At 55.6% G+C, this 13,125-nt stretch carries 12 protein-coding genes; 8 read left to right on the top strand and 4 right to left on the bottom strand.

Annotation, left to right across the window (positions count from 1 at the left end):
- Nucleotides 1–7 precede the first annotated feature (7 nt).
- Both arsB and HHL22_RS23125 read left to right on the top strand, forming a co-directional pair.
- A complete protein-coding gene (arsB, locus tag HHL22_RS23130; protein ID WP_169533811.1) occupies nucleotides 8–1,114 on the top strand; it encodes an ACR3 family arsenite efflux transporter in 1,107 nt (368 codons plus the stop codon).
- A 23-nt stretch (nucleotides 1,115–1,137) separates the two neighbouring features.
- Nucleotides 1,138–1,584: an arsenate reductase ArsC gene (locus HHL22_RS23125; RefSeq protein ID WP_169533810.1), complete on the top strand. Its 447-nt coding sequence runs from the start codon at nucleotides 1,138–1,140 to the stop codon at nucleotides 1,582–1,584.
- A gap of 83 nt (nucleotides 1,585–1,667) precedes the next feature.
- Here the strand turns inward: HHL22_RS23125 and HHL22_RS23120 are convergent, their stop codons facing one another.
- The 3 genes from HHL22_RS23120 to HHL22_RS23110 all read right to left on the bottom strand — a co-directional run bounded on the left by HHL22_RS23120 (nucleotide 1,668) and on the right by HHL22_RS23110 (nucleotide 6,576).
- Nucleotides 1,668–2,813, bottom strand: a complete 1,146-nt coding sequence (locus HHL22_RS23120; RefSeq protein ID WP_169533809.1) for a C40 family peptidase — start codon at nucleotides 2,811–2,813, stop codon at nucleotides 1,668–1,670.
- Between the two features lie 245 nt (nucleotides 2,814–3,058).
- A complete protein-coding gene (locus HHL22_RS23115; RefSeq protein WP_169533808.1) occupies nucleotides 3,059–4,729 on the bottom strand; it encodes a hypothetical protein in 1,671 nt (556 codons plus the stop codon).
- A gap of 104 nt (nucleotides 4,730–4,833) precedes the next feature.
- Entirely contained in the window at nucleotides 4,834–6,576 is a 1,743-nt protein-coding gene (locus HHL22_RS23110) for a hypothetical protein (RefSeq protein WP_169533807.1), read from the bottom strand.
- A 668-nt stretch (nucleotides 6,577–7,244) separates the two neighbouring features.
- Between HHL22_RS23110 and HHL22_RS23105 the strand changes: the two genes are divergently transcribed.
- The 4 genes from HHL22_RS23105 (at nucleotide 7,245) to HHL22_RS23090 (ending at nucleotide 9,455) form a co-directional block, all read left to right on the top strand.
- The gene (locus HHL22_RS23105) at nucleotides 7,245–7,613 is read left to right on the top strand and encodes an XRE family transcriptional regulator (protein WP_169533806.1); all 369 of its coding nucleotides are present in this window, start codon (nucleotides 7,245–7,247) and stop codon (nucleotides 7,611–7,613) included.
- Complete coding sequence (locus HHL22_RS23100; RefSeq protein ID WP_169533805.1) at nucleotides 7,606–8,640, top strand: site-specific integrase; 1,035 nt, start codon at nucleotides 7,606–7,608, stop codon at nucleotides 8,638–8,640. Before HHL22_RS23105 ends, HHL22_RS23100 begins: the two co-directional genes overlap by 8 nt.
- 66 nt (nucleotides 8,641–8,706) lie before the next feature.
- Complete coding sequence (locus tag HHL22_RS23095; protein ID WP_169533804.1) at nucleotides 8,707–9,078, top strand: hypothetical protein; 372 nt, start codon at nucleotides 8,707–8,709, stop codon at nucleotides 9,076–9,078.
- Nucleotides 9,075–9,455: a hypothetical protein gene (locus HHL22_RS23090; RefSeq protein ID WP_169533803.1), complete on the top strand. Its 381-nt coding sequence runs from the start codon at nucleotides 9,075–9,077 to the stop codon at nucleotides 9,453–9,455. The genes HHL22_RS23095 and HHL22_RS23090 overlap by 4 nt, the downstream gene beginning before the upstream one ends.
- Here HHL22_RS23090 and HHL22_RS23085 read toward each other — a convergent pair.
- Nucleotides 9,452–10,381, bottom strand: a complete 930-nt coding sequence (locus HHL22_RS23085) for a hypothetical protein (RefSeq protein WP_169533802.1) — start codon at nucleotides 10,379–10,381, stop codon at nucleotides 9,452–9,454. The two genes, HHL22_RS23090 and HHL22_RS23085, sit on opposite strands and share 4 nt — an antisense overlap.
- A 324-nt stretch (nucleotides 10,382–10,705) precedes the next feature.
- Between HHL22_RS23085 and HHL22_RS23080 the strand changes: the two genes are divergently transcribed.
- A complete protein-coding gene (locus HHL22_RS23080) occupies nucleotides 10,706–10,948 on the top strand; it encodes a hypothetical protein (RefSeq protein ID WP_169533801.1) in 243 nt (80 codons plus the stop codon).
- A partial coding sequence (locus HHL22_RS23075; RefSeq protein WP_169533800.1) for an AAA family ATPase occupies nucleotides 10,923–13,125 on the top strand: 2,203 nt, incomplete at its 3' end. The genes HHL22_RS23080 and HHL22_RS23075, both read left to right, overlap by 26 nt.

Raw genomic sequence — 13,125 nt, 5'->3', positions numbered from 1 at the left:
CCTTATCATGAACACACTCAATCAACCCCAGCCCGCCGCGCCAGCCCCCGCCGTGCTGGCCGAAAAGAAACTCTCCGGCCTCGACCGGGGCCTCACGCTCTGGATATTCCTGGCCATGGCCCTGGGCGTGGGCCTGGGCTATTTCGTGCCCGGCATCAACGGGGCCATCAACTACTTCTCGGTGGGCACGGTGAACGTGCCGCTGGCCATCGGCCTGATTCTAATGATGTACCCGCCGCTGGCCAAGGTCAAGTACGAGCAGCTGCCCACGGTCTTCCAGAACACGCGCATCATTGGCCTGTCGCTTTTCCTGAACTGGATTCTGGGCCCTTTGCTGATGTTTTTCCTGGCCATCTGGCTGCTGCCTGATAAGCCGGAATACATGATGGGCCTGATTCTGATTGGGATTGCCCGCTGCATTGCCATGGTGCTGGTGTGGAACGACCTGGCCGATGGCTCACGGGAGTACGCCGCCGGGCTGGTAGCGCTCAACTCCATTTTCCAGGTGCTATTCTACTCGGTGCTGGCCTGGCTATTCATCACCGTGCTGCCGCCCTACTTCGGCCTGAAAGGCTACGCGGTGAACATCGGCATCTGGGACATTGCGCAGAGCGTGCTGGTGTACCTGGGCATCCCCTTCGCAGCGGGCTTTCTCTCGCGTACCATCCTGCGCCGCCTGAAAGGCGACGAGTGGTACGAAAAGGTTTACCTCCCGGCCATCAGCCCCATTACGCTGGTGGCGCTGCTGCTCACCATCGTGGTCATGTTCAGCCTCAAGGGCGAGACTATCGTGCAGGTGCCGCTCGACGTGCTGCGCATTGCCCTGCCGCTGGCCCTGTATTTCGGCATCATGTTCGTGCTCAGCTTTGCCGCCGGCAAGTACCTGGGGGCCGATTATGCCGAGAATGCCTCCATTGCTTTCACAGCCACCGGCAACAACTTCGAGTTGGCCATTGCCGTGGCCATCGGGGTGTTCGGTCTGAACTCGGGCCAGGCCTTCGCCGGCGTCATCGGCCCGCTGATTGAGGTGCCCGCACTGATTGCGCTGGTCAATCTGGCCTTCTGGTTCCGCCGCCGCTGGTACGGCGGCAAAACGGTGGCTTCGGCCGCGTAACCCTTCTTTGCTATTCCTCTCTCATGTCTGACAAAAAAAACGTGCTGGTGCTGTGCACCGGCAATTCCTGCCGTAGCCAACTGCTGCACGGCTACCTCGAACAAGCCCTGGGCGACCAAGCCGCCGTGTACAGCGCCGGCGTGGAAGTGCATGGCCTCAACCCCCGCGCCGTGCGCGTGATGACCGAGGACGGGATGGACATTAGCCACCACACCAGCAACCATGTGGACGAATACGCCGCCGTGCCGTTCGACTACGTGATTACCGTGTGCGACCACGCCAACGAGGTGTGCCCGGTGTTTCCCTCCTCCGCCAAGAAGCTGCACCACAACTTTCCCGACCCTGCCAAGGCCACGGGCAGTGAGGAGGAAATTATGCAGCAGTTCCGGGCCGTGCGCGACCAAGTGAAGGCCTATGCCCACCAGTTTGTGCAGCAGTCTTTTGCCGGTTTGGCCGCGCAAGCTGACTAAGCAACGGCTTGCCAGGCCATCTTAGAAAAGCATCATCAGAAATTTTTGCCTGTGCGCAGTGTTAGGCTTTGCCTGCGGAGGCATTAACCAGCTAATTGCAACTCCTCAAGCATGTCAATGATGCCCGTATACTGGGTAACCGAAGATTGCAGCAAGTCGCTGAACGAGCGATGCATGTCCAACAAGGCGTGTAGTGTTTTAGCCGGAGCCTGTGAGAAGTTATGAAAAGTAGCTTTCTCCTGCCGCCGGTTGTGCTGCAGCGCGATGTTGAGTGCGGTGCGCGTGGTTTCGTAATGCTCCTTGGGCATCAGGTACTGGGGACCTTCTTCCAAGGCTTGGGCAAAGTAACCAGCGGGAAAAAACAGTCGGCGGTGGGAGTGCACTTCCTCAAACCAGAGCGTGGTGTACCCGCTCGATACGAGCTTACGGTAGACTTGCTCATCAATTTCCTGGCCCCGCTCGGTGAGAAACCAGCGCATGATGAGCGGAATGATGTCCTCCCAGGTGGTAAAAACCAGGTCTTGGTCTTCTATGCGAAGGATGGTGTCGTACTTTTTGCGGTCGCGCCGCATTTCGCCCAGAATGTCAGTGACGAGCGTATTCAACTCCTTGGCGGCGGCGGACTGCTTTTCCAGAATGGAGCCCGTCTCGGCGGTGGTGAAGTAGTTGAAGGCCCCGTCCAGCTCGGTAGTCGTGGTAAAGACACTTGTGGTGACTTCCTCAAAGAAATCGGACTGCTCAATGTCGCCAAAATGCACGAAGAACGGCTCCTGCTGCTGTGAAATGTCGATACCCCCGGCGTAGTATGGCAGCGCGACAAGTGTGGAGCATACAACGCCGCCCGTCCACCGCTTCTCCCGCAAAAAACGGGCCTTGATATCCTCACTTATAGACCGCAACTGAATACGGGTCAATAACATACTAGAGTAGTTGCAGTACGCCAACCCCCGTATCGTCTGCTCGGCTTGCCCGGCGTCGAAACTAGCCCGATGGGCTGCCTTGAGCCGAATAACTCGGACGTCATCGAGAGTTGGGAAGAAATAGCGCTGGGCTGAGAACAGCGTCACCACGGGTGGTACCCCTTCAATGAACGAGTTGTTGCCGATGTACACGGCGGCGTGGCTGAACTCGGAATTGCAGGCGGCCCGGATGTCAGCCGACGTAGTATCGGCAAACCGTACTAGCAGTATGTCAAATGGTTGTAACTTTTGCGAATCGAGTACGAACATATGGCAGGAAGTTGATAGGTGATGTAGCTGAGTAAGCCCCCGTTGTTTGAGTTGGGGCGCAAGTGATGCCCTCCCTATTTGGTCGGAATGACCTGCTTCACCACAAACCAAAGGCCAGTTGCGCCAACTGCCAATTCTGCGGGGATTACCACCTATTAGGCAAGCCTCGGCAGCAACGACGAGTTACCCTATCGTACCCTTCATCCCGGCTAGCATACTGGTCAGGGGATTCCTTCCGCCGCTAGCTATATAACCCCTTCCCTGACCAGGCGGTGCAGGTTTTTGAAGTAGGGATAGTGGACTTCGTACTCGCTGCCATTTTTGCGCCGGAAGCCCAGAATCGGGTAGCGGAACACAAAGCCGTTCTCCAAGAAAGCGTCCACGTCTTTCAGGGTCAACACCAGAAAAGAGCCATCGTACTTGTAGATGGACGAGGTCATCAGGAAAAACACCCCTTCCACGGTCCAGTCCGTGAAGTCGAAGTCGGTTTTCAACTCGTGGGTGAAGTGCTCCTGCACCCGCTGCTTATTGCTTTGCACCCAGGCGTGCTTGCGGGCCAGCTTGGCTTCGTAGCCCTCCGAAAACTGCCGGTGCTCCCCCTTCCAGTAAAACATATCGAACCGAGGCCGATTGTTTTTGCATTCGCCCACGTAAATCACTTTCTGCGCGACGTTCAGGAAAATAACGTCAATCTCGCCCAGCCCGGCCGTCGCGATATTGAAGGCCTGGCCTTTCCGGTCAATCAACCGCTTGAGGTTGGTCACGTGCGGCACCTCGTGCGCCCGCAGGTGCTCCGAAAGTTGGTCTACCATCAGGCTTTCGCGGCGCAGCTCCAGCGTCTTGGCAAACGCCTGCAGGTCGGGGGCAGCCTTCCACTCGTTGGGCAAATGCCCCCACAGCAGTGCGTTGGTTTGCAGCGCGCGCATGCTTTCCAGCATCTTGCCCGAGCCTACCACCCAGTACGGCTCCCCGTTTTTATCCAGAAACTCCAGGATGGGCCGGTAAATGAGCCGGGTGTTGTTCTGCATTTTCTGGAACGAGTCCGCCAGCGGCATTTTATTGTGGGCCGTCAGGGTTAGCCCGGCGTAGAAAGGCCGCGCCTCGTCTTCGCGGCCGGGCGTGAGGCCTTGCTCGCGCAGCCACTGCTCGCGCGGCACGATGAAGGTGCCCAGGCCGGGCAGCCCTTGCAAGACTCGCGTGAGGTTGCTGCCGAAGGTGGCTAACAGCTGTTCGTCCAGCTCGGCGTTAATGCCCTCGTACTCGTTGTTGCGGTACGTGGCGATGTCGCGCTGCACGGTTTCGAGCACGTAGTTGTACGGGCTGTTGTGCAGGATAACCAGCGGCCTTTTCCACCGGGAGTGCAGCGACACGGATTTCTCAAACAGCGAGCAGCTGTTGATGTACTCCTTCATCTCCAGCAGGTGGCCGCCCAGGTACAGCAGCTCTTCCAGCTGCGCCACGTTCTGAGGCGTCGCCTGGGCGCTGCCCACCAGCTCCGGCCCGATTTCTTCCGCGAACTGCGGCGGCAGTACCGCTTCCATCACCAGCTTCAGCACCCGCCGGATGGCCGGGAGTTCTTTCAGGTCCTGCGGGGTCAAGTAGGCGTTTAGCTCTTCGTTTTCGTCCTGAAACAATTGCGAAATGAGCACCGACGACTCGTGGATGCGGTGCACAAACAGCAGAAACCGCACGCTGGAAACGGCCGCCGCTACCCGCTCAAAGTTTTCCAGCAGCAGCGCATAAATGCCCTCCAACGCCCGCCGCACCGTCGCGGGGTCGGTGAGTTTGCCCACGCCATACTCGAAGCGGACATACTGGCTGATTGCCACCCAGTACGCGCTGCTGAACCGGGGGTTAAGCGTGACGTACTGAACGTTTCGTACCTGCAACGAGGGAATGGTCAGGTTTAGTAACATGGCAGCGGGCTAGCTTTTTGGCTTGATAAAACACCAAGCTATAGGTTCTGGCGAAATGAGTGAAAGGCAGTAATATAGAACGCTCAATAACTTTACGCTGCTGGCTAGTCGGCCGCGCCCCGGTTGATGATGGGCAGAATCTGGTATAGCATCTCCTGCGGAATGCCCGGCATACCGCGCTTTTCCGCGTAGTTTTCCAGAAATAAGGCGAAGGGGTGAACACGCTGCATCTGCCGCTGTTCGTCCTCGGCCGTGCTGATGCCCGCCCAGGCTGGGGCTCGCAGGTACGCCACGTATTCTTCGAGTACGTCTTCGAATACTAACCGCCCATCGCGGAAGTCTTCATGATAGGCCATGAGCGTATCAGCGTCGATAATAATCAGCGGGCGCACGTTATGCACGGCCAGACCTTCCTGCGCCAGCTTGGCCAACTCCTCTTGAAACCAGTCGTTGACGACCACGTTCAGGCCGGGCTGGTTATAGAGCCGGTCATGCACCACCAGCACCGGGTAAATTACCAACTCGGCTGGGTCAAAATTGGTATCGAAAGGCAACTGGTGGCGCAGTAGACGTGCCACATTGTTGGCCAGCTGCTTCGCTGCTTTGGGATGCTGCTTGTCGTCTTCGTAGAATTTCTTTTTTACCTCATCCAGATAGGTAGCGAAGTCGTGGCCCGCCTTGGCATCTTTATGCACCAGCACGTCTTTCGACTCGAAGAGCACCGCCCGGTTATCGTGGCGGAAATAGTAGTCCGGCTCGGACTGCCCTTTTAGTTGCCAGCCCTGAAGAATGGCTTTGCCGCTCAAGGCCAAACCCCGGCCCCGAAAAACGGCATCCAACAGTAGATAGAGCAGGTATTGCTCCGAGAACAGGTCGCAGTACACCGAGCGCCAATCTGGCTCCCGCTGCCCTTTGGGCAAAGTTCGATTGGCGGCACTAAACTGAAAATACAGCCCCTTGTGCAGGGCTTCTAATACCAGCACTGGATAAACCAATGCGAAAGTGCCCGGCTCTTCTTCGCACAGCGGTGTAGCTCGCAAACTAGTAAAATCGGCGTGGTCTACTGGTAAGTCTTCGGGCAAGGTGAAATGCCGTAAGAAAGCGCGATTAGACTCAAAATCAGCATCAGGAGCTAACTCTACCGCGATTCGGCCGCGCTTCGTGGCTTGAAGGACTGGCTTGATTACCCCACCGAGCCGGCGAAAGTATTCCGGCCAATCCTGGCAGCCGAAGCACTGCAAAAAGGCCTCTAACAGAGGCTTGAACCGAGTCTCAGCCTCCATAAACTCAAAAAAGCGCACCGACTTCATGAGTTGCAGCATGGCAATATTGGGCAAGCGGTGATTAACCAACTCAAAGTCGGAAAAAGTACCCGCCAGTGCCAATGCCGCTAACCGCTGCGTCGGGAGCAAGCGTTTGGCATCCGCCATGGCCTGGTCTTGCTGCTGAATGTATGGACCGTTTAACGCCAGACAGGCTTTGTAGAGGTTTCGCTCCACCTCTGGGTAAGACTGCGTATCCGGGCAGTCAGGCAACTCAAAGCAGTAGCCATACAGCTGGAGTACCACCTTAGGGTGCAGGAAGTTGACCTTAGCACCTGCACGACGAGCTAAGTCACTCATCCTATTGTACACTACCGTTGCAAAAGGACGATTGTGCGGAGCAAAAATCTGCTCCATATCCGTTTTATAGTCGCGCTCTGCGGCAGGAACCTGGCTTAGATAGCCAAGTAAATGAGCGACGCATTGCAAACGCCGCAGTCGGCTAATACCCGCCAGATAAGTCTCAATCGGCAAGATTGGCTCATTGAATACGTCAGAAAAGTCAACGAGAAGCTGTCGGGTCATAAGCGGTGCGGGAACTGGAAAATCAGATGAATGCCCCCTGACTTGATGAACAGCAAAAAATAGCCCGGCGTTAATTACACTGCCGCTTTTTTCGCGCTTACTGCCCACCTACCCGTTTATTCAACGCCATACCAACCAGTTCAGGCAGTGGACGTGACTGGCAGCACCAAGTGTTGAGGCCCGGCAAGCGTAAGGACGGTCACTTCCTGGAACTATCGCGAGCGGTGCGCTGGCCTGCGGGACTTGCCCGAGGTGTCGCAGCACACAATGCAAGCACAGATTACTTCTTCCAAGATTGCAGCTTGTTCTCAATCGTAGTCAAAGTGGCCGATACCAGACAAGGATAAACACACCACAGCCAGCTTAGGAAACTGAGCCAGCGCGGAGACACATATTAATAAGGAGTTGAAAGGGAACGAGCAGTTCTTGGTCGTCCGATTTCGCAGGCGGACTGAATGAGGAATGCGGTCCGTGAAGATGGCGCGAGGTTCTACGGAGTCATCCACTCAACCGAGTCATCAATTTTTTTTCCTCTCCCCTTTCGAAGTTTAGGAACCATAAGCCTTCCTTATCGGCCCTAAACTCTGCCTATATTTACGGCACCCCGCAACGGTCATTTTGCAATTGCAAAATGACCGTTTCCACCCATATTTTTACAATTGCAAAATATGCTGTACCAAGTCGACACTGCCCGACTGGCTTCGCTGGTTCGCGCCAAGCGCGGCAGCCAGACCCTGCGAGAGGCCGCCGAAGAAATCACCAAGGCCGTCGGCCCGGTCAGCGTGGGCACCTTGCTGAGGGTCGAGCAGCAGCGCTTACCCGACCTGCCGGTGTTCCTGCACTTCTGCAACTGGCTGGACGTGTCACCGGCCCGGCTGCTCTACTGCTCGTCATCGCCGATGACAGCCCCCGCTGAGTCGACGGCCGCGACGGTCGCTCGACTGCTGCGCTCTGACAGCCGGTTGGAGCCGGCGATGGCCAACGTTCTTGCCGTCATGGTGGAAGCAACCTACGCCCAGCTGGCCACCCATGAGTAAGCCACCAAAGGAACCAAAGGGAGAAAAAGGCCTGACCGTGGTAGAAGCTAACAGGCCGACGCTGGCGCTGGCCGCCGACCTGGCCAGCCGCGTAGCGCCTAATGTTGAGCGGTATTTGCTGCGCGGCTTAGAAGGCTCCGATAATACGCGCCTGGCCTACTCAGCGGACTTACGCTCTTACGAGGCCTATTGTGAGTTGCACCAGCTCGCGCCGTGGCCCGCCGCCCTGGAAACGCTGGCCAGCTACGTGGCGAACCTCGCCGACGTGGGCCGTAAGCTGGCCACCATCAACCGGCACCTGGCCGCTATCGAGAAGAACCACCAGCTGCTCGGGCTGCCCTCGGCTATTAACGCCCCGGCCCTGGATGTGCTGCGCAAAGGCGTGGCGCGGGAAATCGGCAAAAAGCAAAAGCAGGCCCCGGCCTTTTCGGTGCCCCACCTCAAACGCACCATCGACCGGCTGGACCTCTCGCGGCCGGACGGGCTGCGAGCGCGGGCGCTGCTGCTGCTCGGATTCGCGGGCGCTTTCCGCCGCTCGGAGCTGGTAGATATTAATCTGGAGCACCTGGAAATGGTGCATGACGCGACCGACGAGGTCTTGGTCATCACCCTGCCCAAAAGCAAAGCCAACCAGGCGGGGGAAGTCGAGCAGAAAATCATCTTCTATGGCGAAAACCCGGCTTATTGCCCCATCGGAGCCTACAATGCCTGGATAGCGCAGCTCGGGGACCGCACCGAGGGACCGTTGTTTGTATCGCTCAAACGGAGCCGGCCGGGCGAGCCGGGCAAGCCCACAGACAAGCGCCTGGCCGACCGGCGCGTGAACCTGCTGGTGAAAGAGCACCTGGGCGCGAAGTATTCCGCGCATTCGCTGCGGGTATCGTTTATCACTACTTCCAAGCTGGCGGGCCAGAGCAACGACTTTATTAAGAATCAGACCAAGCAGAAAACCGATGCTATGATTAGCCGCTACACCCGGCTGGATGACATTATTAAGTATAATGCGGGTCGCTCCCTAGGGCTATAGCCATGCAGATAGTATCCTCGAATTGTTGCCCCTAGTCCAATCGCAGTTGTTTCGCACATTTACAAAATGGAACACCTGCTCCAGCCCCGGCACCCGCTTGATAAGTATCACCAGTCGCAATTGAAGTTTCTGGCCGCCCTGCCAGAAGCGCAGCGGGCCGAGCACGCCCGCCTGTTTCGGCTGGGCAATGCCAGTTACCGCTACCAGCGGCAGGCCGTGGGCGAAATCACCGAAGCCGACTACCTAGACTGGCTCGAAGGCTTGCCCGCCAACATGCGCCGCGTGGTCGAGCAGGAAGGCTTCGAGCAAAGCAAAAGCAGCCTGGCGTTACGCCGGCACGCGCTGGAACGGCGCGACCAAGGTTATTCCGCCTTCATGCAGGCCATTCTGTCGCCCGAAGACTGGGCCTATCAACAAAGCGTAATCACGGAATCATGAATTGCCCTGCTCCCCTAGCTGCGGCGCTGCAAGCGATGGCCGCCGGCCTGCCCGACGCCAGCAACCACTACTTTTTGAAAGCCAACTACTACGACCACGTTGAAGACAACGACGATGGCGATGACCCGGCGCGGTGGTGGCTGGCCGTTATGTGGCTCAACGAGGAGACGACCCGCAACTTTGAGTTAGGGGCCGATGAGTTGCAACTGGATGTTCTGCTCGACGGCCGCCGCCTCACCGACTGGACACGGGTGAGCATTCCCTACTCCGAAGTCTGGGACGTGCTGCACCAACGCACGAAGGGTAGCCCCAACCCCAATGGCTGGGCTACCCTCTATTACGACCACGCGGCCATGCGCATGCCCCCCGTGGGTTAGGTCAGCGCCAGCGTGGCCAACTGGTGAAACGCGGCCTCGTCCAGCCGGAACCGGTCGCTGATGGAAAGCGAGCTGCGGCTGTTGAACAGCGCGTGGTTAACGGCATTGTAGGCCAGCCATAGATTGGCCGGGGTTTCCAGCATTCTCATTTCCTCGGCCAAGCGGTCCATCGCATTGCGGGCCAGCATTTTCGGCAAGCCGCTCTCGGCAATGACCGTGGCCAGGTTTTCCGGCGTGGGGCGCTTAGCCAACTCTTTATAGACTCCAATGGTCGGAGTCAGCGAGTTCGTCTGGTTCTGGAAGGTGGTAAAGATGCTGGCCAGCTGCTTTTTGAACACTTCTATGTTGAGCCCCTTGTGGTGAAACTTCTTATCCACCAGCACTTCTTGCTCGCGCTGCACCTGGCGGCCCGTTAGCACGACCAGCTCGGCATCCTTAATTTTAAGTGCGTCCTTAAACTTCTTCGGTTTGCCGTTCAACAGCCAGGCCAAGTACTGGTCGAAGCTCATATAATCATCGGCCCAGCCCATCAGGCCATTGGTGCACACCTGCCGGTAGTAGCTCACCCGCATTTTCGAGGTGGTGCCCGTCTCAATGTGTTCCTTCAACGCCGTGCCTTGCAGCGAAAACGGCGTTTTGCCTGAATATGAATTGTTAATAATCATTGACTTATAAAGCCGGTCCACCACTTTAGTATTCGCCGACGCCGAAGCGATATTGACTTCGTCGGGCAGAATCAAGTTGATGGAAAACTCCCCCTGGGGCGTAAAGCTGGCATCAATGGTGTGTCCCGGTAGGTACAGCTCAGCAGCCTCGCGCAGCACCTCGTTTTTAATCAGGCTGTACTCGCCGCTCTGCATGGCGAAGATGTTCTTCGTCCCATCCGGCAACTCCCCAACGATGGCCTGCTTGCGGTCCGTGGGCACAATACGGTAGCCAGTCGGGAGTAGGGTTTCTAACGGTACGGCGGCTATTGGGAAACAAAGGGCATCCCACGTTTGGGACCGTTCCAGATTGATGCTTTGCTGACTCATGACAGGAAGAGGGCTAGTTAATGCACTAAATTACAATTGCTTTTTTACAATTGCAAATTACAATTGTAAAAATACATGTTCTTTTCGCTGGCGCTGCTGCCTGTAACAGAAGACCCCGTGAAGTTGACGCCCGATGTAATATCTTCAACTGCCCAATTGTCTGCTTGGTAGAAATTGCCAAGAATAGACACATTTGTCCTTCGTTCTAATTCAGAAATGTCCGAGCCATCATCTAACTCGCCTTTCCCGTCACAAACTGCTAATGCAGAGCTAGCTGCTCAAATTGTAACAGCTTTACGTGCGGCTGATTTTATTGGTATTTCTGATGAGAAGGCGGTGGCAGCCTTACTTAACTCCCAAACGGTAAAAGCGGGTGATTGGCGTAGCCTGCTCGAAAAGCACCTTATTCCTTCTACAGCTATAGCCACTGACCATGCCGCACCGAATCAAGGAGCTTAAACTCACCCACTTTCGGGGCGCAACTCAACCTGTCACGATACAGTTTGACCCGAAGAAATCCGTTGTGGTCATATTTGGTGAAAATGGCACTGGCAAATCCACAGTTGTTGATGCCATTGATGCAGTTGGCAATGCCTCTTTTGGGTCTCTGGACCGAGAAGGTGTTCGGCCAAATCCGCACAAATACGTTTCTTCCATCAACCGCACCGCACGGTCATTGGAAGTGGAACTGACAACTGCTATTGGCCATACCTGGAAAGCTACTATCAGTGGCAAGAATGTCGTCGTAGCGGCCGGAACCGATGGTAGCTTTCTACCGGGGATACTTGTATTGCGTCGCCGTGAGTTATTAAAATTGATTGAAACTCAACCAGCGAAGCGATATGAGGCTATCAAAAGCTTTATCGACGTGGCAGAGGTTGATAAAGCAGAGGCCGCTCTTCGCGGCGATTTAGTGGCTGTAGACAAGCAATTTGGCAATGCGAAGGCAGCTCGCGACCAAGCACAAAAATCTTTGCACGCTTTCTGGGAGCAGGAGAAACAGGCGCACGAAACAGAAGCTGAGCCGCTAGGTTGGGCTGAGCAACGCATTGCGGAAGATTTGACTGCCCTTGAAAGTCAGGCAAGCCATTTGGAAACGCTTCTTTCCGGTATTAAGACGCTATTAACCGCTACTGCCAGCTGGCAACAAGCACATGAAACCCGTGACGACTGGACACTGAAGGTAGAAGCCGCGAAGGCGAAGCTAGCTGATACAAACCGTAGTGAAGATACACGCCGGACTGACCTTATTGGCCTGCTCACTTCAGCCAGGAAATACTTGGCTCCTCCTGCTGCTCCCACTAGCTGTCCCTTGTGCGCCAATGACGTACAGGCCGAATCCCTGCGGCAACGCATAGAGGACCAACTGCACCAACTTCAAAGTGCCAGTGAATTGCTGCAGCTAGTTAACAGCACGCAAAACAGTTATAAGCGCGCAGCAGATGATTGTGACCGGTGTAATCGGGATGTATTCAGCCAATTCCAGAAGCTAGCCACGCACTTAGCCACTCACGAGCCGGTAGCTGTGCAAGCGTTAAATATTAATTGGAAGGAGCTTACTCTCGAACTGCAAACTGCTGCTGCAAGTGACGTTATCAGCGAACAAGCGACGGACCTTGCACAGCAACTATGGGCTGAAAGTCCGGTAGTACAGCAAGCACTGGATTCTTTGCGTCAGCGGCTCACCTTGCACGACAACATTAAAGTGCAAGCTGATTTATTAAAAGACAGCACGAAGAAAGCTGCTGATTTGGGCCAGGTGGTGGAGAGACTTACCAAAACTTGCCAATTGGTAGTAGATACCCGCCGGGAGTTTGTGCAGACTATTCTGGATGGAATAATCGAGGAAGTAAATCGGCTATTTACTGCCATTCATCCAGGGGAGAAGATTGGGTTACATCGTCTCGAAATGGATGAAGTGAAACGGTCTTCACTTGAGCAGCACGCTCGATTTGAGGATGCCTCAGAGGTCATCCCACAAGCCTATTTCAGCGAATCTCACCTTGATACATTCGGCTTTTGTCTGTGGCTAGCCTTGGCCAAGCGACTAAATCCCAAACAACTCGTGCTTGTGCTCGACGATGTATTCACGTCTGTCGATACCCAGCATTTTCAACGAATCTCTGAACTACTGGCTGACGAAGCCCAGTATTTTCAACAGCTTATCATTGCGACTCATAACCGGCGTTGGCATGACCTCTATCGGCAGAACAGTGCTGGCGCGCATCTTATCAAGCTTGAAAGCTGGACGTTAAATAAAGGACTAAAACCCTACGAGGACCAAACATTGATGGCCGCCCTAGCCGACGCGCTGGGGGCTGAGCCTTTTGATAGACAAGCGGTGGCCTCACAAGCTGGTATTGTGCTTGAGACTGTGTTAGATAGATTAGCGCTTGCCTATGGATGCTTGTTGCCGCATAAGCATGGCAACTCTTACACATTGGGCGAACTGCTGTTTAGCACCGGTAAGCTATTACAAAAAGCGACTATTATCCGCATTGACCGTGATGTGCACGGCCACCCTGTATTGCCTAACAACTGGTCTGAAATTCAATTAAATGACTTGTTTCAGACAATCAATGGGTTGACGTTCATTCGCAACGAAGTCGGAGCCCACTTCAGTCCTTCTGGCGCTG

The organism is Hymenobacter polaris (genome assembly GCF_012927305.1).
GTDB lineage: Bacteria > Bacteroidota > Bacteroidia > Cytophagales > Hymenobacteraceae > Hymenobacter > Hymenobacter polaris.
The sequence above is the reverse complement of the archived record's forward strand: the minus strand, read 5'-3'. Positions and strand labels throughout refer to the sequence as shown.